Genomic DNA, 21,591 nt, shown 5'->3' with positions numbered 1-21,591 from the left:
TCAGGCCTCCGCGCTGCGTCCCTTCGGGGCGAACATGCCCTGCGGACGTTTCTGGATGAACAGCACGATCATCACGAGCACCGCGATCTTCGCGAGCACGGCGCCCCAGAACGGCTCGATCGCCTTGCTGACGAGGCCGAGCCCGAAGCCGCCGAGCACGGTGCCGGCGATCTGGCCGACGCCGCCGAGCACGACCGCCATGAATGAATCGATGATGTAGTTTTGCCCGAGGTCCGGGCCCACGTTGCCGATCTGCGACAGCGCGCAGCCGCCGAGGCCGGCGATGCCCGCGCCGAACGCGAACGCATACGCGTCGACGCGCGCGGTCTTCACGCCGACGCACGCGGCCATCCGGCGGTTCTGCGTGACCGCGCGCACGAACAGGCCGAGCCGCGTCTTCGTCAGCACGCCCCAGGCGACGCACACGACCGCCAGCGCGAACGCGAGGATCGCGAGCCGGTTGTACGGCAGGATCAGGTTCTGCATCACGGTCACGCCGCCGCTCATCCACGACGGGTTCACGACCTGCACGTTCTGCGCGCCGAACAGCATGCGCATCGCCTGGATCAGGATCAGGCTCACGCCGAAGGTCGCGAGCAGCGTCTCGAGCGGGCGGCCGTACAGGTGCCGCAGCACGAGCCGCTCCAGCACGATGCCGACCAGCGCGGCCGCCGCGAACGACACCGGTACCGCAACGAGCGGATACCAGTCGAATGCCGCCGGCGCATAGCGCTGGATCAGCGTCTGCACGACATAGGTTGCGTACGCACCGATCATCAGGAATTCGCCGTGCGCCATGTTGATCACGCCGATCAGCCCGTATGTGATCGCGAGGCCGAGCGCCGCGAGCAGCAGCACGCTGCCGAGCGACAGGCCCGCGAACACGGTGCCCGCGATTTCGCCGCGGCGCTGCAGCGCGTGCAATGCATCGAGCCCTTGCTGCGCGGCTTCGCGCACGCGCGCGTCGGGCTCGGCGAAACTGCCGTCCGCGTTCTTCGCGACGAGCGGACGCAACTGTTCGATCATGTCGAGGTCGCGGCGCGCGGCCACCACCTGCACGGCTTCGAGACGCTTCGCCGGATCGGCATCGTGCAGCGCGGCGATCGCCCATAGCGCATCGAGGCGGCGCTTCAATGCCGGATCGGTTTCCTTCGCGCGGGCGCGATCGATCATCGGCTTGAGTGCCGGGTCGGGCGACTTCAGCAGCGCGTCGATCGCGTCGCGGCGCGCGGCGACGTCGGGCGAGGCGAGGGCGAGACCCGACAGCGCGCCGGCGATCTTCGTGCGCAGCAGGTTGTTCAGCATCACGGGCTGCGCGTCGCCGGCGGGCGTCGCGGCCTGCGTGAGCGCGTCGTGCGCGGTGTCGCCGGTCTGGATCAGCAGGCGTCCGTCGCCGGTCGCGAGCGCGTCGCCGGTCGACAGCGCATTGAGCAACGCGACGGCGCGCGGATCGGCATCGGCGGCGAGATGGTCGATCGCGGTCGTCTTCGCGTCGAAGTCGTCGCCGGCGAGCGCGGCGGTATCGGCCGCCGTCAGGGCGAACGCGGCGCGCGGCAGCGCGCCCGCCAGCGCGGCACAGGCAATGACCGTGACGGCGGCGCGGCGAAAGCGTGTAGGCATCGGGAAATCCTGTCGGGCGTGGGAAAGCGAATGCGTGCGGCGGTGCGCGAGCGCCTGCGGCGCGTTACCGCAATCGCGGCGAGTGCCTGCACCGGCCTGCGAATGGAGCGCCACGCCGGTGCGCGGCGCTCCGCATCGCATCAGGCGAGCGCCGCGCGCTGCCGGCGCAGGAACGCCGGGATCGAGCTGACGACGTCCGGCTTGCCCTGGTTGCCCGCGATGAATGGGCTCCACGGCTGCGCGCGCACGGCCGTCTTCGTCTTCCACACGACGTTGAACTGCCCGTCGCCGCGAATCTCGCCGATCATCACCGGCTTGTGCAGGTGATGGTTGCCGTCCATCGAGAGCGTGAAGCCCGACGGCGCGGCAACCGTCTGTCCGATCATCGCGACGCGCACCTTGTCGACGTCGGTGCTCTTCGCCTTCTCGACCGCCTGCTTCCACATGTGGATGCCGACGTAGGTCGCTTCCATCGGATCGTTGGTCACGCGCTTCGCGCCGCCCGGCAGGTTGTTCGCCTTCACCCACGCGGCGAACTGGTCCTTGAACTTCGTGTTCGTCGGGTTCTTCACCGACATGAAGTAGTTCCACGCGGCGAGATGGCCGACGAGCGGCTTCGTGTCGATCCCGCGCAGCTCTTCCTCGCCGACCGAGAACGCGACCACCGGCACGTCGGTCGCCTTGATCCCCTGGTTGCCGAGCTCCTTGTAGAACGGCACGTTCGAATCGCCGTTGATCGTCGAGATCACGGTCGTCTTGCCGCCCTGCGCGAAGTTCTTGATGTTCGCGACGATCGTCTGGTAATCGCTGTGGCCGAACGGTGTGTAGACCTCCTGAATGTCGGCGTCTTTCACGCCCTTCGATTTCAGGAACGCACGCAGGATCTTGTTGGTCGTGCGCGGATACACGTAGTCGGTGCCGAGCAGGAAGAAGCGCTTCGCGCCGCCGCCTTCCGCGCTCATCAGGTACTCGACGGCGGGGATCGCCTGCTGGTTCGGCGCGGCGCCCGTGTAGAACACGTTGCGCGACATTTCCTCGCCTTCATATTGCACCGGGTAGTAGAGCAGGCCGTTCAGTTCCTCGAACACCGGCAGCACCGACTTGCGCGACACCGACGTCCAGCAGCCGAACACGCACGCGACCTTGTCCTGCGTGAGCAGTTGGCGCGCCTTCTCGGCGAACAGCGGCCAGTTGGATGCGGGGTCGACGACCACGGGCTCGAGCTTGCGCCCCATCACGCCGCCGCTCTTGTTGATGTCGGCGATCGTCATCAGCGCCGTGTCCTTCAGCGACGTTTCGGAGATTGCCATCGTGCCCGACAGCGAATGCAGGATGCCGACCTTGATCGGACCCGTGCCCGCATCGGCCGCGTGCGCGAACGGACTCTTGCCCGCCAGCGCGAGTGCACCGGCCATCGAACCGAACTTCAGCAGACTGCGACGTTTCATCGAGTTCCCCTTGACGTGTTGGATAGGCGTGCGCCGTGTCGGCGCCGGCATCGGACTAACGCAAGGCATGTGCCAGTCGCACCGATGCACGCCGGGCGTGCCTGTGCGGGGTGGCGCGGGGCGTCGGCGTGGTGCGCGTGACGCGTCGTGCAGCATGCGCGATCCGTTGCGGTGCAGTCGCGCGGGCGCAAATGGTGCACGGCGTGCGCGCCGGTGCGAGCGCGAAGGTCACTTGTTTAGGGACGCGCGGAACGTGATCGATGCGCATGCATCCGGCCGCGTCGTGCCGGCGTGGTCGTGAAGTGCGACGGGAAGGGCGAGGCGCTCCGCTCGACGGGGGGCCATGTTCGGGTGCCCGCCACCGGTCGTCATCGAACGAACGCGGATGGGCGACGCGCTGAATCAATCGAAGAAGGAGGAAGCAGAAACGCAAACGGGCGCGCCATGCGCGCCCGTTCGGCGGATCGGAGCGATCGGCTGCAACGGGCCGGTCGCCGTGGCGGCGCGCGATGCGCCGCCGGAAGGTCAGTCACTCAGTAACGCGGCACGGACGGATCGACGTCGCGCGACCACGCGTCGATCCCGCCTTGCAGGTTGTACAGCTTCGTGAAGCCGCGCGATTCGAGGAACATCGCGACCTGGGCGCTGCGCATCCCGTGATGGCACACGCAGACGATTTCCGCTTCGTCGTCGAGCTCCTCGCTGCGCGCGGGGATCTGCTGCATCGGGATCGACACGCTGCCGGCGATCTGCGCGGTCGAGATTTCCCACGGCTCGCGCACGTCGAGCACGATCGGCGCGGGACGCGCCGGATCGCGAAGCCATTCCGCGAGCATCGCGGGCGTCAGGATCTGCATGGAAGCTCCGCCGCTCAGAATTTGAAGCGCGACGGTTCGATCGCGTTGACGAGGTGATTGACGTAGGTTTCGAACACGTCGGCGACACGGTACTGCTTGTCGTCGATGCGCGTGATGATTTGCGCCTTCATCACCGGACGGCCGCCGACGAACGCCGACAGGCGGCCGCCGATCTTCAGCTGTTCGAGCATCTGCTGCGGCACGACCGGCAGGCCGCCCGCGACGCAGATCACGTCGTACGGCGCCTTGTCGGGCCAACCGAGCGAGCCGTCGCCGAGCACGACTTCCGCGTTCGTCACGCCGTCGTTGCGCAGGTTGTCCGCCGCGAACTTTGCGATGGTCGGATCGATATCGACGGCCGTCACGTGCTGTGCGCGATGCGCGAACAGCGCGGCCAGGTAGCCCGAACCCGCGCCGATCACGAGCACGTTTTCGTGCTTCTTGACCGCCAGTTCCTGCAGCACGCGTGCTTCGACGCGCGGAAACAGCATCTTGCTGCTGCCGCCGGGCAGCGGCAGCTCGAGGTCGGCGAACGCGAGATCGCGGTGTTCGGGCAACACGTAGTTTTCACGCTTGACGATCGCCAGCAGGCCCAGGACGTCCAGATCCAGCACGTCCCACGGCCGGATCTGTTGTTCGATCATGTTGAAACGCGCGTTTTCGATATTCATGGTGTGGTCACGCAGCCAGGTCGGCCATCAGCGGGGGTAGAGAAACTTCGTGATTGTACCAAACGGGGCAGCGGCGAAGCCTTCAGACGGCCTGCAACAGACCTTTACCCCTTGCTCTTCTTGATCTGCGCTTCGAATGCGAGGTCGAGCTTGCTCGCCTTGCGCGGCTTTTTGGGGCCGAATTCGTCGACGAACCTGACGAATTCGTCGAGCGGCAGCGGCTCGCTGCGCTTCTCGGCAGTGCCGCCCGAGCGGTCGACCAGATAGAACAGGCCGCCCGCCATCGCGACGGCCGCGAATTGCGGGTTGCCGGAACGGGTCTTCAGGCGTTCGACCGCGTTGGTTGCTTTGGTGGTGCGCATCGTGCGGGTTCTTGCAGGGGCGTTGAGCCCCTTACTTTATCAAACCGGCCGCCCGCATGCGGCCGTGCGGCGTCAGACGGTGCGCGAGTAGCGTTGCCGCGGCGTCTGGCCGAGGTAGGCGTCGAACGCCATTGCGATGTTGCGCACGACCATCCGGCCGGCCGGGTGGATCGTCAGGCGGTCGCCGGCGATGGTCAGCAACCCGTCCTGCTCGAACGCGCGCAGCGCGTCGAGCTCGCGTGCGAAGTGATCGGCGAAGCGGATCCCGTGCGCGGCCTCGATGTGCGAGAACGGCAGTTCGAGGTTGCACATCAGCTGGGTGATCACGTCCCGGCGCAGCCGGTCGTCGGCCGTGAGCCGCACGCCGCGCGCGATCGGCAGCCGGCCCGCGTCGAGCGCGGCGCCATACGCCGGGAGGTCCTTCGCGTTCTGCGCGTAGACGTCGCCGACCTTGCCGATCGACGACACGCCGAAGCCGACCAGGTCCGTATCCGCGCGCGTGCTGTAGCCCTGGAAATTGCGCTGCAGCGTGCCGTTTCGCTGCGCACGCACGAGTTCGTCGGTCGGCCGCGCGAAGTGATCCATCCCGATGTACACGTAGCCGGCCTGCGTCAGCATGTCGATCGCGAGGCCGAGCAGCGCGACGCGCGTCGCGGGCGGCGGCAGCGTCGCGTCGTCGATCTGCCGCTGCATCTTGAACAGGTGCGGCATGTGCGCGTAGCCGAACACCGAGAGGCGGTCGGGCGCGAGTTCGATGATCGTCTCGAGCGTGCGCGCGAACACGGCGACCGTCTGGTGCGGCAGCCCGTAGATCAGGTCGACGCTGACCGAATGGAAGCCCGTCGTGCGTGCGGTCGACAGCAGGTCGGCCGTCATCGCGAGCGGCTGGATCCGGTTGATCGCCTGCTGCACGACCGGGTCGAAATCCTGTACGCCGAGGCTCAGCCGGTTGAAGCCGATGTTGCGCAGGTGCACGAGCGTCGCGGGCGTGACCGTGCGCGGGTCGATCTCGATCGAGAACTCCGCGTCGGCGTCCGGCGCGAGCGCGAAGTGTTCGCGGGTGGCCACCATCAGCTCGGCCGTTTCGTCGTCGGACAGGAAGGTCGGCGTGCCGCCGCCCCAGTGCAGCTGCGTGACCGGGCGCGCGGCATCGAACAGCGCGGCCTGCAGCGCCAGCTCGCGCTTCAGTTGCTCGAGATACGGGCGCGCGCGGCGGCGGTTGTTGGTCGCGATCTTGTTGCAGCCGCAATAGAAGCAGGCCGTGTTGCAGAACGGGATGTGGAAGTACAGCGACAGGTCGCTCGACGACGCGCCGGGGTCGCCCGCGGCGCGCACGTAGTCGGCCGGGTCGAAATCGTCGCGGAACTGCAGCGCGGTGGGGTAGGACGTATAGCGCGGCCCGTTCGCGCCGTACTTCGCGAGCAAATCGGGACGGAACAGGGTGTCGGCAGAACCGGAACTCATGATGGTCTCGCGCTTTTTAGATGCTTTCGAGTATATAAACGCGCATTCCGGCTGCATTGTGTAATAACGTCGCAGCCGGCGGTGGCACAATGCGCAGTGGGCCGCCGCACGCTGCGTCCGGTTGCCGCACCGTTTTTCGTTGTTCGTGAGAGAGCAGAGTGTCCGTCGAAATGTCTGTCCGTCCGGCGCCCGCCGATGTCCCGCCGCCGCATGCGTGCCGCGAGCGGTGCGGCGCGTGCTGCATCGCGCCGTCGATATCCTCGCCGATTCCGGGGATGCCCGACGGCAAGCCGGCCGGCGTGCGCTGCGTGCAGCTCGGCGACGACCTGCGCTGCCGGATCTTCGGCCGGCCCGAGCGTCCCGCGTGCTGTTCGGGGCTGCAGCCGTCAGCCGAGATGTGCGGTGCGTCGCGCGACGACGCGCTCGCGTGGCTGACGCGCCTCGAGGTCGCGACGCAGCCGTCGCCCGGCGCCGGCGCGGCTCGCTGACGCATTGCCCGCGCTGCTGTCCACCGGCATGCGCATGGAACCGGCGACATGCGCCGAAGCACTAACTTCGGTCCCCGGCACCGCTTGCGGCCGAGCCGGTAACCCGACTGCCGCTTCGCCCGATACAGGAGATTGTCCAGCATGACCGCATCTTGCACGCCCGGCCGGCGCCGCTTCCTCGCCGCCTGCGCCGGCGCCATCGGCGTGTCGGTATCGCTCGCCGCCTGCGCGTCGACGTTCCCGTTCATCCCCGATCACTACACGTTCTCGCGCGGCGACGTGCAGAAAGCCGTCGCGCGCAAGTTTCCGTACCAGAAGACGGTCGCGCAGGTGGTCGACGTGTCGCTCACCAATCCGGCCGTCAACCTGCTGCCCGACCAGAACCGCGTCGCCGTGCAGCTCGACGCGCATTTCGCGAGTCCGTTCCTGCGCGAACCGGTGAGCGGCAAGTTCATCGTGTCGGGCCAGCTCGCTTACGACGCGCCGAGCCGCTCGGTCGTGCTGAAGGCGCCGGCCGTTGACAGCCTCGTGCTCGACGGCAACGCGCAGATGTACGCGCAACAGGTCGGCGCGGCCGCCGGCCTGCTCGCGACGCAGGTGCTGACCAACTACCCGATCTACACGTTCAAGCCCGAGCAGCTGCAATTTGCCGGCGTGAACTACGAACCCGGTACAATTACGATTCTTACAAACGGCATACGCGTGGCGATCGTCGAAAAGTGACGGCGCACCGCGCGCGGCCGGGCGGGCCGCGGCGGTGACGCGGCCCTTTCTTTCGACTACTTCGGAGTTGGGCCACGGATGGACTGGATCCTGATCTGCAAGGCATTGATCCTCGGCGTCGTCGAGGGGCTGACGGAATTCCTCCCGGTGTCGAGCACCGGCCACCTGATCGTCGCGGGCAGCTTCCTGAATTTCAACGATGCGCACGCGAAGACCTTCGACGTCGTGATCCAGTTCGGCGCGATCCTCGCGGTCTGCTGGGAATACCGGCAGCGGATCGTGTCCATCGTGACCGGGCTGCCGAGCCGGCCCGACGCGCGGCGCTTCACGCTGAACGTCGTGATCGCCACGATTCCCGCGATCGCGCTCGGCCTGCTGTTCGAGAAGAAGATCAAGGCCGTGCTGTTCTCGCCGGTGCCGGTCGCGTTCGCGCTCGTCGTCGGCGGCGCGATCATCCTGTGGGCCGAGGCGCGACAGCGCGAACGCGGCGAGCCGCCGCGCGTGCAGTCGGTCGATGCGCTCACGCCGCTGGACGCGCTGAAAGTCGGCATCGCGCAATGTTTCGCGCTGGTGCCGGGCATGTCGCGTTCTGGTTCGACGATCATCGGCGGAATGCTGTTCGGCCTCGACCGGCGCGTCGCGACCGAATTCTCGTTCTTCCTCGCGATTCCGATCATCTTCGGCGCGACGCTCTATGAAACGGTCAAGGACTGGCAGGCGTTCACGGTCGATGCGCTCGGCCTGTTCGCGCTCGGGCTCGTGGCCGCGTTCGTCAGCGCGTTCGTGTGCGTGCGCTGGCTGCTGCGTTTCGTCGCGACGCACGACTTCACCGTGTTCGCGTGGTACCGGATCGCGTTCGGCCTGTTCGTGCTGCTGGTGGGTTACAGCGGGTGGCTGAACTGGGCGTGATGCCGGTGCGGGGGCGACGGCGCATCCAATAGAAAACGGCCCGATCGGCAGCAGATGCCGGTCGGGCCGTTCGTCATTGTGCGGCAGGTAGCGTGCGTTGCGCGCCGTGTTCAGCTGGCGCGTTTGCGGAACACCAGGTCCCACACGCCGTGGCCGAGCCGCAGCCCGCGCCGTTCGAACTTCGTGACGGGGCGGTAGTCGGGGCGCGGCGCGTAGTCGGCGGCCGTGTTTTCGAGCGTCGGTTCGGCGCCGAGCACTTCCAGCATCTGTTCCGCGTAGTTTTGCCAGTCGGTCGCGCAGTGCAGGTATGCACCGGGCTTCAGGCGCGATGCGAGATGCGCGACGAGCGGCGGCTGGATCAGCCGGCGCTTGTGGTGGCGCGCCTTGTGCCACGGATCCGGGAAGAAGATGTGCACGCCGTCGAGGCTCTCCGGCGCGAGCATGTGCTCGAGCACCTCGACCGCGTCGTGCTGGATGATGCGGATGTTCGGCAGGTCCTGCTCGCCGATCAGCTTCAGCAGCGCGCCGACACCCGGCTCGTGCACCTCGACGCCGAGGAAGTCGTCGCCTGGGCGGTGCGCGGCGATTTCCGCGGTCGATGCGCCCATCCCGAAACCGATCTCCAGGATGCGCGGCGCGCGGCGGCCGAACACGGCGTCCCAGTCCGGGATTTCCGCCGCGTACGGGACGACGAAGCGCGGGCCGAGATCGTCGAGCGCGCGGCGCTGGCCGGTCGACACGCGGCCGGCGCGCGTCACGAAGCTGCGGATGCGGCGGCGGTGCAGCGGGTTGACTTCGTCGGCGCCGTCGGCGGCTTCGTCGGGAAGGGCGGCGTCGTCCGGCGGCAGGCCGGCTTCGTTCGGATCGTCGTGCATCATCGGTGACAGAGAAAGGCTCGGTTCGGGCGCGGGCCCGTCATGCGCAGCGGCGCTACCGGATGAACCGGCAGATGGTACAAAAAAGCCGCCTTCGACGAGGCGGCTCTTGCGCAGGCTGCGAGCAGCCGAAGGTGGAGCGGGCGATGGGAATCGAACCCACGTCATCAGCTTGGGAAGCTGAGGTAATGGCCATTATACGACGCCCGCAGAGCCTGCGATTCTACAGGGGTTTGGGTGGGGATGGCAAGCGGGGGAGTTTGGCTGCTGGCACCGAAACTGGCATGGCCGCTCGGTGGAGCGGTGGCATCGCTGGGGCCAGCAATTCACCGCTCTTGTTGCTGAACAATCTACTTGTGGTTAAACATCCGGCTTGGTCGATGCTCGCTTCGGCGAGCGGTCCTTCCACGGCCGACGACGTTGAGACGGTGCTTCGCCGGCAACTTTACTTGCACTAGTGAATTTCTTCCCAGCGTTCACATTGGCATTCCCGGGCGCACCATCGAGGCGTTCCCCTCTGATCTGATGCTGCTTTATGCCAGTTGTTGTTTTGGCGTTGCTGGTATTTGCATTATGAATTCGTCCCTTCCTTTTTCTACTATATTTCTGTCGTTTCTCTGAGTCGGTGGGGGTGTGTGATCTCGTTCTTTTCCCAATGTCTAGTGCTTTGGCTACGCCTGGGTTGATTATAAGTGTGCCGGTAGTTTTAATTTTTGGGGAGAGATTATTGAGGGATCTTTCTCGATATGACCAATGGAAGAAGCGATCCGAGTCTTGCAGGGAATTTTCTTTGTAGCCAATTAAATTGACATCGTAAAAAAATTGAAGAAGTGCTTCGGGATCGCGAAGGTAATCTCGATTTCCAATGCTCTCGCCCTCTGCCCATGCGGAGAAGTGCTTGAAAGCTATCGAGAATGTGTTTAGGTCGAAATTTGATCGCCCATTTAGGTATTGGAAAAATTTTATATAGATGGAAAAATCATTTTGATGCATGTAAAAGGCTGCGTAATTCCTTATCTCCCCTAGTAGGTAATCCGAGTATTCTCGGGTAAAATTGGGGTCCTGCATAATGTCGACGGGGATGTGGAATAGTCCGCCTCCTGCTCTTTTTGATATCGTTATTTTTCTGGAGATCCTCACGAAAGTTAATATATCTCGTGGTTTCTGAAATGAATTCTTGAGAAGTTTTTTGAATGTCGAGTTTTCTTTTTCTGCGACGAAATACTGATCGGCAGCGGCCACGGAATCGATTTGGAAATTTTGTTGGCTGGAAAAAAATTTACCAGATGCTTCGTAGAGACGCGAAATTCGAAGATCTTGCTCTGTGGTTGACCAATCAAGAAATACGGAATTGTCTTGTAATCTTGAATTGGAGTTGTAAAGATTCAGTGCGTGAAACACATCGGGTCGTACTAGCAAGACAATTTTAATTCGGCCATTTGAGTCACGGATTGATCCAAAAAATTCATTGTTGAGTTGCCACGTGGCTTCTCCGAGGCCTTTGATGCAAGCAATGTAATCGGCATATGGTACCGACTCCGGGCGGTAATCGATTCCGTCAACGAATACGACGTGATGATGTTTGAGGGAGAGATCTGCAAGCGCAGATTTAAGTCTGCCTTCTATGTCAAGTAAGTGGTGCTTGATTCTCTCGGTGGTGTCGGTTGATTTGTTCTTGTGCTCCCCCGAGAATTTGGCGACCTTCTCTTTGCCTGCTTCTGCAGAATAATTTCGCTCCTGAATCATTTCGAAAGCAACTTCCACTTCCGGGTTTAGCGCCTCTTTGTTGAACTCTCGTATTTCGCGCTCGATTGTGCTGAATTTTCCTGTAATTCCGGCGAAGAATCCTTTTGATTTTGCGATTATGGCTTGGCAGGTCATGTTTAGGAGCAGGGGGCGCCAAATGTTTGCGTAATCGCTGTACGCCAGTTTCCCGCTCCTTTTTAGCTCAATGAAGCGTTTATACTGACTCTCGGTCATCGTGGTGAGCTTGCATCGATGACGGTCCAGCTCGTTAGCTTCAAGGTACGCTGCATACGCCGTCTTCCCAGATCCTTTTTCTCCGATAAGGAAGTAGACAGATGGCTGAAGGCAATCTTGCAGATCCGTCGTGCGTAGAAAAATTTTATTAAAAAATTCTCGTTGTTTTCGTGTCTTATAATTTACGGCGTCATTAAATGGTTCTTGTAGGTCCTGAAGTGGCTTCCATGCGCGCGTATTCCCGCTCGTCGCTATCCAGTCCATCGAGCGCGTCCGCAATCATCGCCAGTTGGTCATCCGGTCGCTTCGATCCGCGCTGCAACAACTGGTCTACCGAGCAGTTGAGTGCGTCACTAAGCTGCTGGAGCCGATGCAAAGTCGGCGCACGAGCGCCATGCTCCCATCGGCTGAGAGTGACATGAAAAATGTCACTGTTGCTCATCGGATTTCTCGATGAGCGGACGAAGGTTCCAGGAAATTTATGCTGACGGACGAGAAATGAATGCGAATCGCAACCTCATTTTTTAAATGAGGTTGCGCGCGGCCGAGGTTTGTCAAGCCCCATTTAGACTTATTTAAGCAATTAATCAAAGAGGTCTCTATTCTGTCCGGAGATCGGTTCGAGGCTACTGAATATCAATTTGGGCCTCTTTGCACCAATTCGTCCTTTTTCGTCCATCCTATCAACTACCCCAATGAGACGGCAAGTCTCGAAAAGCATGGGTTTATATGGCACTATATTTCTGGTTTCGGGATGGGCGGTAAGAATATGTCCTTGATACTTGAAGCCCATTGATTGAGACGTTTTGTTTTCACGAGTTACTTCGCCGGTGAGCGAAACGGTGGCGCCGTGAACAAGTTCTGGGAAAAGAAGCTCGTCAATCAACTCGTCTTCGTCATCTGAGAAGATTGATTTTTCGCGCGCAGTGATGATCTCTTGATCAATTTTTCCATCCACAAGTACGCCGATCGATAAAGTGGTCTCTGTATCAATGTTCGCGGCTAGCGCGCCGATGTACTCAGGGTCCGTCATTGCAATCGGCTGGCGCACTGCCTCCAAGCGCTTGCGCGCCGCCAACTCCCAGCGCGTTAGATGTTTGTCTACTTCATCAATTGCGGGTCGCAATACGTCTAAAGCTACAATCTGCCGGACGGGCAGGACCGCACGTGCTATGTCGACGTCGGCTATGCCAGCGTCCCGCATCTGTTGCAGAAGCGATTCCTCAAGTTCAAGACTTTCTTTGCGTCCTATGGGGCCGCGCAGGCGGCCGATTCGTGACATCATCTCAAAAGCTAGTTGAGCAAGCGATGCTGTTAGGCTCTTTAACGCCGCGTTGATCTGATCTGCCTCGCGGATTTTGCTATCCAACTGACGGACTTTTGCTTCAATGCCGAAGCCCTTGACCGACTCGAACCGTTCGAACTGGCTAAGCAAAAAAAGCAGAATGCCGACCGTGAAGGCCAAGGACGCATTCGTCGTTTGGTTCCGCCATAGAAGATAGAATCCGTTTCCTATGCCGGCGACAGCGAATATCGCAGAAAGTAACGGCAAGAGCTGAGCCAGCATCGGTTTACGGTTTTCGGAGTTTGTTGCCACAACGGTTCCTTTTTTATCCGTGACGCTGGAACTGGATCGTACCGCAAAGTTGGGCCGCGTTTGCGGCGCATAGCGTGCGTGGCAGCTTATTCGATCGGACTTGCCGATATCCAATGGCTGTCCTTCGCCGGGTAGATTCGATGCTGCGTCTATATCGTCAGCTTCTTGGGATTGGCGCTGGCATGAAAACTGGCATCGCCGTGAACCCCGCATGAACAGTGGTTTTTCGTGGAGCCGGGAGAAAATACGACGTGAGAACGCGCGTGAATAGTGGTTTTGATTAACGCGCTGGGGCTTGGGAAGCTGAGGTAATGGCCATTATACGACGCCCGCGGAACGCGTAGTTCTACAGGGTTTGGCTTGGATGTTGCAAGCGAGCCGTTTTTGGCCGCCTGCGTCGAAGCAGGCATGGGCTCGGTGGTTGAGCGACGGATCGCCGGAAGCGGGTGTCAAGGATCGGCCCGAATCGGTCCGTCAACGCAAGGCCGACCGGAACACGACGCGCGCCCGCACACAGGCCCGTGTCGAAAATTGACGAGTCGGTGTCGGACGCATACAAGCCCCGGTGAAGCTTTCGAACTAACGTGACAGACCTCTTACCCGATCGTCAGTCTGGAGCCGACATGTCCGATTTCATCACCGTTCTGCGCAAAACCTGCCCGACCCCGGTCGTCGACGCGACCAAGTGGAAGCGCATCGGCGGCGATCCGCACACCGTGAACCTCAACGCCTACCTCTCGAAGGATGGCAGCAAGATCATGGGCACGTGGATCTGCACGCCGGGCAAGTTCGAGGTGAACTACGAGAAATGGGAGTACTGCCACTTCCTCGACGGCTATTGCATCATCACGCCGGAAGGCGAGGAGCCGGTGCATCTGAAGGCCGGCGACGTGTTCGTCATCGAACCCGGCATGAAAGGGACGTGGGAAGTGGTGGAGACGGTGCGCAAGTACTTCGTGTTTGCCTGAGCGGGCCCGTCGATTCGACTTGCGTACGAGCGCCGGTCGAATCGATGCGTTGAACCGCATTCCGGTTCGGAAACAACTCGCCGAGCGTGATCGCACGCTCGGCCGGTTCCGCTATCCCGTCGATCCCACCGATCGCGCCGACTGCCTGTCGCTTCCGAGAGCGGTGGTGATGGGAGCGTGTCGATCGAACCCGCAGGGTCGACGATGAGAAAGAAGCGCGGCCAGTCCAGAGTCGGTCAGGCCGCTCGCATGCGCCGCACTGACCAGCACGATGCGATTCGACAACATCGAGGCGGCATTCAATGCTCGATGCTCAACGCCTTTTCGATCGCGGCAATCAATCTGAATGCATCGTCCCGGCCGATCAGGAGGCCGCGACTGGTGTACTCGCAGCCGAACGCGTAGAAGCTCGGCAGAAGCGTGATCGCGTCGTTCTGTCGATCGAAGTCGACCTCGCATTTCGTCAACGGGAAGAACGGAGGATCCTCGACGGTCGGCTGGTACACGGCGTTCTCCTAGTAGAGCTTGCGAGGCGGCAGCATGCGTTTCGCGCGCAGGCGCTGTCTCGCGACGGCGCTGGCTTTCTTGCGCTTGCGCTCGGTGGTCGGCTTTTCATAGCTGGTGCGACCGCGCAACTCGCGGATCAGGCCCGTCTTCTCGATGTTTCGACGGAAGCGCCGGAGCGCGACATCGACAGGTTCGTCGGGCTTGAGGATGATCGTCGTCATGTAAGTCCTGATTCAAGACATGCGTGGAGGAAAACTAGCCGAGTCGGGTCATGACGGCACTCGCGATCTCGTCGGATTCGAATTCCGAATATCCGGCGCTGATCGACAACGCGCGTACGGCAGCGAACATCTGCAACTCGGGTTGGTGACGCAACGCAGAACCGGCGAGGCCGTCGTTCGGGACCGCGTCGGTCCTGGAAATCTCGCGCCGTTCGATCAGGCGGAGGAGTTCATCGATGATCATTTCGTCATCCGAATCAGAGTGCCGCCGCGCTGCCGCGACAGGAAGCGTCAATGGGAATCGGCGAAGAGCGGCTGCTCGCCGCGATTGCCGTCGATGATCTCCTCCGCGTAGCGTACGGACGCCCGGCGCGCTTCGCCCGCCGATTCGAACGGTGCGTTCTCGAGCAGCCGGAACGTTTCGCTGCGGGTCAGCGTGTCGGTGGTGCCGCGCAGGCAGATCTTCACGGCCGCGTCGAAGCCGCCGTCGTAGTTGTGCGGATTACCGTTCAGTGACGGAATGTGCGGATAGATCAGCGGATAGATTTCGAAGCCACGATAGAGATGCATGCTCATGATGAACTCCTGGGTTCGGTCGCGACAAATCGCGTGGACGAACGCATCCGACCGGTATCGCCGCGGCGCGGCGTGACGGGTGGGGTGAAAAGGGCGGCAATGCGTGCGGGTAACGGCGCGACGCAGTGAGAGGGTAGACGGCGGGGCGAGCGGCGAGTGGACTGACGCGGGCTCGGACAAAATTCATCATACGCGCTTCGCGTCGGATGTCCATCTAATTCGCGGCCGTGCCAGTGCGGTGCGATGACCGGCGTCGAGGCCGCAACACGCGTCGCGCATGACGCGGCATTCGTCCGCACTTCGACGCGGCACGGCGCGATCCGGATGATGTCGATCGAGTCCGATCCCTTCGCCGCATCGTGACGGTCGCGCGCCTGCACGACATCGCGCAAGCGCCTATGATGCAGCGATCCGCCAGTCGCGCCGGCCGCAATGCGCGCATGGCCCGCGAACGCCGAACGTTTTCCCGGAACCCCGACCATGCGCATCATCGACATCCGCGAACAAGCGATCCCGGTTTCCCGCTATGCCGATCCGGCGATTCCGTCGGGCGGCCTGACGACGAGCGTCGTCGCGATCGTCACCGATGTCGTGCGCGATGGCCGGCCGGTCACGGGTTACGGCTACGCATCGGTCGGCCGTCACGCACAGGGCGGGCTGATTCGCGAACGATTCGCGCCGCGTCTGCTGGCCGCCGCGGACGCCATCGCCGACGATGCCGGCACGAACCTCGATCCATTTCGCGCATGGCGCGCGATGATGGCGGGCGAGAAGCCCGGCGGGCACGGCGAACGCTGCGTCGCGGTCGGCGTGCTCGACATGGCGATCTGGGATGCCGCCGCGAAGATCGCGGGCCTGCCGCTCCATCGCTTCGTCGCCGACCGGCTCGCGCGCGACGCGGCACCTCGCGTGCGTGTCTACGCGGGCGGCGGTTACCGCTATCCGCACGACGATCTCGCGCGCCTGTCGGACGAGATGCATCGCATCGCCGATCTCGGCTACACGCACGCGAAGATCAAGATCGGCGGCGCGGATGTCGATCACGACAAAAGACGCATCGAAGCCGCCGCGGCATGTCTTGCCGACAGTTCGCATCTCGCGGTCGATGCGATGAACGCGTACGACGCGACGAGCGGACGCGCAGCCGCCGCGATGCTGGCACCGTTCGAACTCTGGTGGTTCGAGGATCTCTGCGATCCGCTCGACCTGCCGCTTCATGCGGACCTGGTCGCGCAATACGCGCCGCCGGTCGCGGCCGGCGAGGCATTGTTCTCGCTCGCGGAAGCGAAGCTGCTCGAACGCTACGGCGGTCTGCGCCCGGACCGCGACGTCCTCGTGTTCGATCCGGTGCATTGCTATGGCCTGCCGGGCTATCTGCAGATCGTCGACCATTTCGTGTCGAACGGCTGGCAGCGCGATGCGTTCTGGCCGCACGGCGGTCATCTGTTCTCGCTGCACGTCGTGTCGGCGCTCGGGCTCGGCGGCGCCGAAGTCAGCCCGTTCGCGTTCCGTCCATTCAACGGGCTGGCGGACAGCGAATCGGTCGACGCCGGCTACGCGGCCGTGCCGCAGGCGCCGGGCATCGGCTTCGAGCTTCATGCCGATGCGTACCACGCGTTTCGCGCGGTAGCCGGCTTGTGAACGGCGCGGCCGGTCTCGGCGCGCGTCGATCGTGAAGCGGGCCGCGAATCCGAGCCTCGTCGCCGCGATGAACCGGTCGAGCACACGCCACGTGAGCGCGCGGTCGAACCACGCGCGGCATGACCGTACGCCGTGGGCGAGCCGCCGTTACCCGATCACGCGCACGCCGACCAGCAGCAACGCGCCGCCGACGTCCAGACGTCGAAGCCACCGCTCGGCTATGCGCGCACGACCGTCACGCCCGCGGCCTCGATCGGCTCGGTCAGCGCTGCATCGGTTTCCTGTTCGACCACGATCGCTTGTGCGAGCGCGACCTCGCCGATCACGAACTGCGACGCCGCACGCAGTTTGGATTGCGAAGCCAGCACGACCGTCTCGCCGGCGCGCCCCGCCAATGCGCGCTTGATCGCCGCTTCCTCGAAGTCGCCGGTGCTCAGCCCCGCGACCGGATGAACGCCGGTCACGCCCATGAAATACAGGTCCGCGTGGATGCGCGAGATGCCTTCCATCGCCGCGGCGCCCACCGCGACGATCGAATGCTTGTACAGCCGTCCGCCGATCAGGATCACGTCGATCGACGGATGCGCGGCCAGCGCGACGGCGACGCTCGGGCTGTGCGTGACGATCGTCGCGCGCAGGTCGGGCGGCAACTGGCTGACGAGCAGTGCCGACGTCGTGCCGCCGTCGACGATCGCGACTTGTCCGGGCGCGATCATCTGCGCGGCCCGGCGCGCGATGCGCCGCTTTTCCGCGGTTTCGAGCGCCTCGCGCTGCGCGAACGGCGCGACCGCCGGCGACGCCGGCAATGCGCCGCCGTGCACGCGCTGCAGCAGGCCCTCGGCCGCCAGTTCGCGCAGGTCGCGCCGGATCGTGTCCTCGGACACGCCGAATTGCGCGCTCAGTTCGACGGCCAGCACCTGGCCGTCGCGGGCGAGCGCGTCGAGGATCGCTTTCTTGCGTTGGGTCGTCAGCATCGGGGTTGCACGAAATTTCTTGAAATTGCACGAATGTGCACGTTACCATGCGTGCCGTCACTTGTCGAATGGGAGACCACCATGGCCGCAACGCGGGACCGTGTCCGCATCGTCGATACGACGGTGCTGTCCGATGACTGGTATGTGCTGAAGAAGGTAACGTTCGATTTCCTGCGCCGCGACGGCACGTGGCAGCGTCTGAGCCGCGAAACGTACGACCGCGGCAACGGCGCGACGATCCTGCTGCGCAACGCGGCGACGGGCGACGTGCTGCTCACGCGGCAGTTCCGGATGCCGGCGTTCGTCAACGGACACGACGGGATGCTGCTCGAAGCCGCCGCCGGCCTGCTCGACGACGCGACGCCCGATGCACGGATTCGCGCGGAGGCCGAAGAGGAAACCGGCTATCGCGTGCGCGGCGTGCGCAAGGTGTTCGAGGCGTTCATGAGTCCGGGCTCGGTGACGGAAAAGCTGCATTTCTTCGTCGGCGAATACGATGCGTCGCTGCGCACGGGCGACGGCGGCGGCATCGCGGAGGAGGGCGAGGATCTCGAGGTCGTCGAGATGCCGCTGCACGCGGCGCTGGATGCCGTCGAGCGGGGCGAGATCGTCGACGCGAAGACGATCATGCTGCTGCAGTACGTCGCGCTGCGGGAACCCGCGGGCGGGCGCGCCGCGGCGGCGTGATGTCGCGGCGCGGCGCCCGAACCGGCGTATGATCGCGCGACGCCACTCGTGCACCGTTCGACGCTTCCGCTGCTCCATCATGCCGATTTCCGACTCGTCCGATTTCACCGATTCCAGCGCCGCTGCCGCATCACTGCCGGCTCATCTGGTCGCGTCCGCCGTCGAGGCGCTCGCGCGTGCCGATGCACTGCTCGTGACGGCCGGCGCCGGCATCGGCGTCGATTCGGGGCTGCCCGATTTCCGCGGCACGGATGGCTTCTGGCGCGCGTATCCGGCGCTGCGCCACGAGCGTTTCGAATTCCACGAGATTGCCTCGCCGCAGGCGTTTCGCGCGCATCCGCAGCTTGCGTGGGGCTTTTACGGCCACCGTCTCGGACTCTACCGGCAGACGGTGCCGCACGCGGGCTTTGCGATCCTGCGGCGCTGGATGGACGCGATGCCGAACGGCGGCTTCGTGCTGACGAGCAACGTCGACGGCCAGTTCCAGAAGGCCGGCTTCGATCCGGCGCGCGTCGTCGAGATTCACGGTTCGATTCATTCGATGCAGTGCCTGCGACCGTGCTCGGACGACACATGGGACGCCGCGCTGTTCACGCCTGACGTCGACGCGACCGCGTGCCGGCTGGTCGGCGAGCTGCCGCGCTGCCCGCATTGCGGCGGCCTCGCGCGACCGAACATCCTGATGTTCGGCGACGACGGCTGGCTCGGCGAACGCTACGACGCGCAGGAGCGGGCCCTTCAGGACTGGATCGCGCAGGCGGGATGGGTGACCGTCGTCGAGATCGGCGCGGGCACGGCGATTCCCACCGTGCGTCTCTCGAGCGAACGGCTCGGTGCCGACGTGATCCGCATCAACGCACGCGAGGCCCATGCCCGCCGCGCGGACGTGATCGGGCTGAAGGGCGGCGCGCTCGCGACGCTCGTCGCGCTCGACCGAGCATGGCACGGCGGCTGAGCGGCGCGGGACGAACCGGCCGGTCGCGGCCGCGCGATCACGGCTGCGCCACGAGCGCCTGGACGAGCGCCGGCGCGATCGGCGAGCCGAGGCCCGTCACGTAGTCGTAGCCGCCCGCTGCGTTGCAGATGCTGCCGCAAGTGCCGTTGGATCCGCTCGTCACGTCGTGATAGTCGCTGCCGTAGGCGTTTTTCCCGACCGTATAGAGCGTGTCGTAGGTGCCGCTCAGCGAATGTTTGCCGGCTGCCGCACGCAGCGAATTCGCGATCGCGACGAGCGCCGACCATTGCGGCGCGCCCGCGCTCGTGCCGCCGACCTGGAACCAGCCCGCCTGCCCCTGATAGGTGACCGAGTCGTACACCGCGAAGCCGCTGGACGGATTCGCGTCGTAGCTGACGTCGGGCACGCCGCGCTTGCCGGCCACCGGCACCGGCCAGCCGGTCTGCCCGGCCGGCTCGGCCTCGATCGAGCTGACGCCGCCGCCGCTGCCGCTCCACGCGGCCTCGCCGACGTAGGCGCCGGACGCGTCGGTCGACAACGTCGTGCCGCCCACCGCCACCACGTACGGCGACGCCGCCGGGTACTCGGTGCCGGTGCCGCTGTCGCCGGACGATGCGACGAACGTGACGCCCGATACGTTGAAGTGGCTGTCGAAGCCGGTCTCGCTGCCGAACTCGTTGCCGCCGAAGCTCATCGACACGACCGATGCGCCGCGCTTGACCGCGACGTCGACCGCGGCCATCAGGTCGCTGAAGCTCGCCGACGCGGCTTCGACGAGCACGATCTTCGCCTTCGGCGCGATCGCATGCACCCATTCGACGTCGAGCGACATCTCGAGCGACCAGCCCGCATCCGTCTTGGGTCGCGCGCCGCGCGCGTAGACCCTGGTGAAGCAGCCGTTCGACGAAGTGCAGGCCGGCAGCGAGAACGCGTTGCTGAATACGCCGAGATCGGCTTCGATTTTCGGATCGTCGTACGCGTCGACGATCGCGACGACCATCCCGTCGCCCTGGTTGGCGATCGAATCGAACCCGTACGCATGCCGTACGAGCGCGGGTGTGAGGCCGGCTACCGTGGCGGTGTTCGCGCGTTGTTTCGTATGGAACGGCGGGCGCGCATAGCCTTTCGGCGCGCGGTTGCCTTCGACGTAGGACGGGGGGCCGTTGCCCTCGGCGAGCGCGACGCTCGATGCGAGCAGCGACGCGCACAGCGCCGGAATCAACATGGATGACAGGCGGTAATTGTTCATTTTTCGAGTCTCCATGCCGATGGAGTGGTGGGCGAAATTATTTTACGAAACCGGTCGAATGAATTGCATGGAATATCGGCCTGATTCGGGAATGTCTGGATTAGGGAAAACATGCGGAATGCCCGTCAAAGCATGGCTTGCATCGGCGGCGTGGGGCTGCGAGGCTGATTTTTCGACTTCGGGAAAATCAGATGAATAATCGAATTGTTTATAGTGATTTGTAATGTCCTGCGTAATGCATTGGAAAATGCCGACCCCGGCGGCGCATGGAAATAATGAAATGCGCGATTCCGACGCGACACGATCCCGTGCGCGCCGGGGTGCCGGCCGGCATTGCCGGCGCGGCGCGATTGCGCATACAGTTCGGCGTAGGCCGCATCCGCCATGCGGTCTCGTCAGCGAGGAGCTCCCTTGTTCTATTCGATCGTCGCGATCTTCGTCGGCGCCGGGCTCGGCGCATTGCTGCGCTGGTTCCTGAGCCTTGCGCTCAACGCGTTCTTTCCCGCCGTGCCGCTCGGCACGCTCGCCGCGAACCTGATCGGCGGCTACGTGATCGGCATCGCGGCCGTCGCGTTTACCACCCGCGTCGGGCTGCCGCCCGAGTGGCGACTGTTCGTGATCACCGGCTTCCTCGGCGGCCTCACGACATTCTCGACCTATTCGGTCGAAGTGATGACGCACGCGGTGCAGGGCGAATTGGGATGGGCGTTCGCGGTGGCTGCCCTACACTTGACTGGATCGTTCACGCTGACGGCGCTCGGCATGTGGACCGCGCGCGCGTGGTTCGCGGCGGCCTGAGCGCGTCGGCATCGGGAGGGC

General features: G+C 63.9%; 25 protein-coding genes and 1 tRNA gene. 8 read left to right on the top strand and 18 right to left on the bottom strand.

Annotation, left to right across the window (positions count from 1 at the left end; genetic code table 11):
- The 6 genes from urtB to hemN form a co-directional block, all read right to left on the bottom strand.
- Positions 1 to 1,620: an urea ABC transporter permease subunit UrtB gene (gene urtB, locus WS49_RS16095; protein WP_059530290.1), complete on the bottom strand. Its 1,620-nt coding sequence runs from the start codon at positions 1,618 to 1,620 to the stop codon at positions 1 to 3.
- Between the two features lie 140 nt (positions 1,621 to 1,760).
- On the bottom strand, positions 1,761 to 3,068 hold the full coding sequence (urtA, locus tag WS49_RS16090; RefSeq protein ID WP_059530287.1) for an urea ABC transporter substrate-binding protein: 1,308 nt from the start codon (positions 3,066 to 3,068) through the stop codon (positions 1,761 to 1,763).
- Between the two features lie 533 nt (positions 3,069 to 3,601).
- Entirely contained in the window at positions 3,602 to 3,925 is a 324-nt protein-coding gene (locus tag WS49_RS16085; protein ID WP_059530285.1) for a rhodanese-like domain-containing protein, read from the bottom strand.
- A 14-nt stretch (positions 3,926 to 3,939) separates the two neighbouring features.
- The gene (locus WS49_RS16080; protein ID WP_059530282.1) at positions 3,940 to 4,596 is read right to left on the bottom strand and encodes a protein-L-isoaspartate O-methyltransferase family protein; all 657 of its coding nucleotides are present in this window, start codon (positions 4,594 to 4,596) and stop codon (positions 3,940 to 3,942) included.
- A 104-nt stretch (positions 4,597 to 4,700) separates the two neighbouring features.
- Positions 4,701 to 4,958, bottom strand: coding sequence for a hypothetical protein (locus WS49_RS16075; RefSeq protein WP_059448113.1), 258 nt, complete (start codon positions 4,956 to 4,958; stop codon positions 4,701 to 4,703).
- A gap of 72 nt (positions 4,959 to 5,030) precedes the next feature.
- Positions 5,031 to 6,422, bottom strand: coding sequence for an oxygen-independent coproporphyrinogen III oxidase (gene hemN, locus WS49_RS16070; protein WP_059530279.1), 1,392 nt, complete (start codon positions 6,420 to 6,422; stop codon positions 5,031 to 5,033).
- A 170-nt stretch (positions 6,423 to 6,592) separates the two neighbouring features.
- On the opposite strand from hemN, the gene WS49_RS16065 reads away from it, so the two are divergent.
- The 3 genes from WS49_RS16065 to WS49_RS16055 all read left to right on the top strand — a co-directional run bounded on the left by WS49_RS16065 (position 6,593) and on the right by WS49_RS16055 (position 8,542).
- The gene (locus WS49_RS16065; protein ID WP_059530541.1) at positions 6,593 to 6,910 is read left to right on the top strand and encodes a YkgJ family cysteine cluster protein; all 318 of its coding nucleotides are present in this window, start codon (positions 6,593 to 6,595) and stop codon (positions 6,908 to 6,910) included.
- 141 nt (positions 6,911 to 7,051) lie between these two features.
- Positions 7,052 to 7,633 (top strand): DUF1439 domain-containing protein, encoded by a 582-nt coding sequence (locus WS49_RS16060; protein WP_059530276.1) that lies wholly within the window; start codon positions 7,052 to 7,054, stop codon positions 7,631 to 7,633.
- A 78-nt stretch (positions 7,634 to 7,711) separates the two neighbouring features.
- Positions 7,712 to 8,542, top strand: a complete 831-nt coding sequence (locus tag WS49_RS16055; RefSeq protein WP_059530273.1) for an undecaprenyl-diphosphate phosphatase — start codon at positions 7,712 to 7,714, stop codon at positions 8,540 to 8,542.
- 110 nt (positions 8,543 to 8,652) lie between these two features.
- Here the strand turns inward: WS49_RS16055 and trmB are convergent, their stop codons facing one another.
- The 5 genes from trmB to WS49_RS16035 all read right to left on the bottom strand — a co-directional run bounded on the left by trmB (position 8,653) and on the right by WS49_RS16035 (position 13,108).
- On the bottom strand, positions 8,653 to 9,420 hold the full coding sequence (gene trmB / locus WS49_RS16050) for a tRNA (guanosine(46)-N7)-methyltransferase TrmB (protein ID WP_059530270.1): 768 nt from the start codon (positions 9,418 to 9,420) through the stop codon (positions 8,653 to 8,655).
- A gap of 132 nt (positions 9,421 to 9,552) precedes the next feature.
- A tRNA-Gly gene (locus WS49_RS16045) sits at positions 9,553 to 9,627 on the bottom strand.
- A 150-nt stretch (positions 9,628 to 9,777) separates the two neighbouring features.
- Positions 9,778 to 11,661 carry a P-loop ATPase, Sll1717 family gene (locus WS49_RS35645; RefSeq protein WP_179949250.1) on the bottom strand — a complete coding sequence of 628 codons (1,884 nt, stop codon included), beginning with the start codon at positions 11,659 to 11,661 and terminating at the stop codon, positions 9,778 to 9,780.
- Positions 11,591 to 11,839, bottom strand: a complete 249-nt coding sequence (locus tag WS49_RS16040) for a helix-turn-helix domain-containing protein (RefSeq protein WP_082725525.1) — start codon at positions 11,837 to 11,839, stop codon at positions 11,591 to 11,593. Before WS49_RS16040 ends, WS49_RS35645 begins: the two co-directional genes overlap by 71 nt.
- Positions 11,840 to 11,980: 141 nt before the next feature.
- The gene (locus WS49_RS16035; RefSeq protein ID WP_156441398.1) at positions 11,981 to 13,108 is read right to left on the bottom strand and encodes a hypothetical protein; all 1,128 of its coding nucleotides are present in this window, start codon (positions 13,106 to 13,108) and stop codon (positions 11,981 to 11,983) included.
- A gap of 509 nt (positions 13,109 to 13,617) precedes the next feature.
- On the opposite strand from WS49_RS16035, the gene WS49_RS16030 reads away from it, so the two are divergent.
- Positions 13,618 to 13,962: a cupin domain-containing protein gene (locus tag WS49_RS16030; RefSeq protein ID WP_059466993.1), complete on the top strand. Its 345-nt coding sequence runs from the start codon at positions 13,618 to 13,620 to the stop codon at positions 13,960 to 13,962.
- A 299-nt stretch (positions 13,963 to 14,261) separates the two neighbouring features.
- Here the strand turns inward: WS49_RS16030 and WS49_RS16025 are convergent, their stop codons facing one another.
- The 4 genes from WS49_RS16025 to WS49_RS16010 are packed head-to-tail and all read right to left on the bottom strand — an operon-like array spanning position 14,262 to position 15,266.
- A complete protein-coding gene (locus tag WS49_RS16025; protein WP_059530263.1) occupies positions 14,262 to 14,468 on the bottom strand; it encodes a hypothetical protein in 207 nt (68 codons plus the stop codon).
- A gap of 9 nt (positions 14,469 to 14,477) precedes the next feature.
- Positions 14,478 to 14,690 (bottom strand): 30S ribosomal protein S21, encoded by a 213-nt coding sequence (rpsU, locus tag WS49_RS16020; RefSeq protein WP_059530260.1) that lies wholly within the window; start codon positions 14,688 to 14,690, stop codon positions 14,478 to 14,480.
- Between the two features lie 34 nt (positions 14,691 to 14,724).
- Positions 14,725 to 14,934: a hypothetical protein gene (locus WS49_RS16015; RefSeq protein ID WP_059530257.1), complete on the bottom strand. Its 210-nt coding sequence runs from the start codon at positions 14,932 to 14,934 to the stop codon at positions 14,725 to 14,727.
- Positions 14,935 to 14,981: 47 nt separating this feature from the next.
- The gene (locus tag WS49_RS16010) at positions 14,982 to 15,266 is read right to left on the bottom strand and encodes a hypothetical protein (RefSeq protein WP_059530254.1); all 285 of its coding nucleotides are present in this window, start codon (positions 15,264 to 15,266) and stop codon (positions 14,982 to 14,984) included.
- A gap of 480 nt (positions 15,267 to 15,746) precedes the next feature.
- On the opposite strand from WS49_RS16010, the gene WS49_RS16005 reads away from it, so the two are divergent.
- Positions 15,747 to 16,907 (top strand): enolase C-terminal domain-like protein, encoded by a 1,161-nt coding sequence (locus WS49_RS16005; protein WP_059530251.1) that lies wholly within the window; start codon positions 15,747 to 15,749, stop codon positions 16,905 to 16,907.
- A 218-nt stretch (positions 16,908 to 17,125) separates the two neighbouring features.
- On the opposite strand, the gene WS49_RS16000 is transcribed toward WS49_RS16005, so the two are convergent.
- On the bottom strand, positions 17,126 to 17,881 hold the full coding sequence (locus WS49_RS16000; protein WP_059530248.1) for a DeoR/GlpR family DNA-binding transcription regulator: 756 nt from the start codon (positions 17,879 to 17,881) through the stop codon (positions 17,126 to 17,128).
- An 81-nt stretch (positions 17,882 to 17,962) separates the two neighbouring features.
- On the opposite strand from WS49_RS16000, the gene WS49_RS15995 reads away from it, so the two are divergent.
- Positions 17,963 to 18,568 (top strand): NUDIX domain-containing protein, encoded by a 606-nt coding sequence (locus WS49_RS15995; protein WP_059530245.1) that lies wholly within the window; start codon positions 17,963 to 17,965, stop codon positions 18,566 to 18,568.
- Between the two features lie 79 nt (positions 18,569 to 18,647).
- A complete protein-coding gene (locus WS49_RS15990; protein WP_059530242.1) occupies positions 18,648 to 19,523 on the top strand; it encodes an SIR2 family NAD-dependent protein deacylase in 876 nt (291 codons plus the stop codon).
- Between the two features lie 37 nt (positions 19,524 to 19,560).
- Here WS49_RS15990 and WS49_RS15985 read toward each other — a convergent pair whose 3' ends face one another.
- Positions 19,561 to 20,772: a S53 family peptidase gene (locus tag WS49_RS15985; RefSeq protein WP_059530239.1), complete on the bottom strand. Its 1,212-nt coding sequence runs from the start codon at positions 20,770 to 20,772 to the stop codon at positions 19,561 to 19,563.
- A gap of 125 nt (positions 20,773 to 20,897) precedes the next feature.
- The gene (locus WS49_RS35035) at positions 20,898 to 21,158 is read right to left on the bottom strand and encodes a hypothetical protein (RefSeq protein WP_156441397.1); all 261 of its coding nucleotides are present in this window, start codon (positions 21,156 to 21,158) and stop codon (positions 20,898 to 20,900) included.
- A gap of 25 nt (positions 21,159 to 21,183) precedes the next feature.
- Here WS49_RS35035 and crcB point away from each other — a divergent pair, with 25 nt between their 5' ends.
- The gene (crcB, locus tag WS49_RS15980; RefSeq protein WP_059530237.1) at positions 21,184 to 21,570 is read left to right on the top strand and encodes a fluoride efflux transporter CrcB; all 387 of its coding nucleotides are present in this window, start codon (positions 21,184 to 21,186) and stop codon (positions 21,568 to 21,570) included.
- The last annotated feature ends 21 nt before the right edge of the window (positions 21,571 to 21,591 follow it).

Source organism: Burkholderia sp. RF7-non_BP4, assembly GCF_001521935.1.
GTDB lineage: Bacteria > Pseudomonadota > Gammaproteobacteria > Burkholderiales > Burkholderiaceae > Burkholderia > Burkholderia diffusa.
The sequence above is the reverse complement of the archived record's forward strand: the minus strand, read 5'-3'. Positions and strand labels throughout refer to the sequence as shown.

Bases quoted from the DNA above. Each gene is read 5' to 3' on its own strand.
- urtB (WP_059530290.1), bottom strand. From the start codon at position 1,620: ATGCCTACACGCTTTCGCCGCGCCGCCGTCACGGTCATTGCCTGTGCC.
- urtA (WP_059530287.1), bottom strand. From the start codon at position 3,068: ATGAAACGTCGCAGTCTGCTGAAGTTCGGTTCGATGGCCGGTGCACTC.
- WS49_RS16085 (WP_059530285.1), bottom strand. From the start codon at position 3,925: ATGCAGATCCTGACGCCCGCGATGCTCGCGGAATGGCTTCGCGATCCG.
- WS49_RS16080 (WP_059530282.1), bottom strand. From the start codon at position 4,596: ATGAATATCGAAAACGCGCGTTTCAACATGATCGAACAACAGATCCGG.
- WS49_RS16075 (WP_059448113.1), bottom strand. From the start codon at position 4,958: ATGCGCACCACCAAAGCAACCAACGCGGTCGAACGCCTGAAGACCCGT.
- hemN (WP_059530279.1), bottom strand. From the start codon at position 6,422: ATGAGTTCCGGTTCTGCCGACACCCTGTTCCGTCCCGATTTGCTCGCG.
- WS49_RS16065 (WP_059530541.1), top strand. From the start codon at position 6,593: ATGTCTGTCCGTCCGGCGCCCGCCGATGTCCCGCCGCCGCATGCGTGC.
- WS49_RS16060 (WP_059530276.1), top strand. From the start codon at position 7,052: ATGACCGCATCTTGCACGCCCGGCCGGCGCCGCTTCCTCGCCGCCTGC.
- WS49_RS16055 (WP_059530273.1), top strand. From the start codon at position 7,712: ATGGACTGGATCCTGATCTGCAAGGCATTGATCCTCGGCGTCGTCGAG.
- trmB (WP_059530270.1), bottom strand. From the start codon at position 9,420: ATGATGCACGACGATCCGAACGAAGCCGGCCTGCCGCCGGACGACGCC.
- WS49_RS35645 (WP_179949250.1), bottom strand. From the start codon at position 11,661: ATGGACTGGATAGCGACGAGCGGGAATACGCGCGCATGGAAGCCACTT.
- WS49_RS16040 (WP_082725525.1), bottom strand. From the start codon at position 11,839: ATGAGCAACAGTGACATTTTTCATGTCACTCTCAGCCGATGGGAGCAT.
- WS49_RS16030 (WP_059466993.1), top strand. From the start codon at position 13,618: ATGTCCGATTTCATCACCGTTCTGCGCAAAACCTGCCCGACCCCGGTC.
- rpsU (WP_059530260.1), bottom strand. From the start codon at position 14,690: ATGACGACGATCATCCTCAAGCCCGACGAACCTGTCGATGTCGCGCTC.
- WS49_RS16015 (WP_059530257.1), bottom strand. From the start codon at position 14,934: ATGATCATCGATGAACTCCTCCGCCTGATCGAACGGCGCGAGATTTCC.
- WS49_RS16010 (WP_059530254.1), bottom strand. From the start codon at position 15,266: ATGAGCATGCATCTCTATCGTGGCTTCGAAATCTATCCGCTGATCTAT.
- WS49_RS16005 (WP_059530251.1), top strand. From the start codon at position 15,747: ATGCGCATCATCGACATCCGCGAACAAGCGATCCCGGTTTCCCGCTAT.
- WS49_RS16000 (WP_059530248.1), bottom strand. From the start codon at position 17,881: ATGCTGACGACCCAACGCAAGAAAGCGATCCTCGACGCGCTCGCCCGC.
- WS49_RS15995 (WP_059530245.1), top strand. From the start codon at position 17,963: ATGGCCGCAACGCGGGACCGTGTCCGCATCGTCGATACGACGGTGCTG.
- WS49_RS15990 (WP_059530242.1), top strand. From the start codon at position 18,648: ATGCCGATTTCCGACTCGTCCGATTTCACCGATTCCAGCGCCGCTGCC.
- WS49_RS15985 (WP_059530239.1), bottom strand. From the start codon at position 20,772: ATGAACAATTACCGCCTGTCATCCATGTTGATTCCGGCGCTGTGCGCG.
- WS49_RS35035 (WP_156441397.1), bottom strand. From the start codon at position 21,158: ATGGCGGATGCGGCCTACGCCGAACTGTATGCGCAATCGCGCCGCGCC.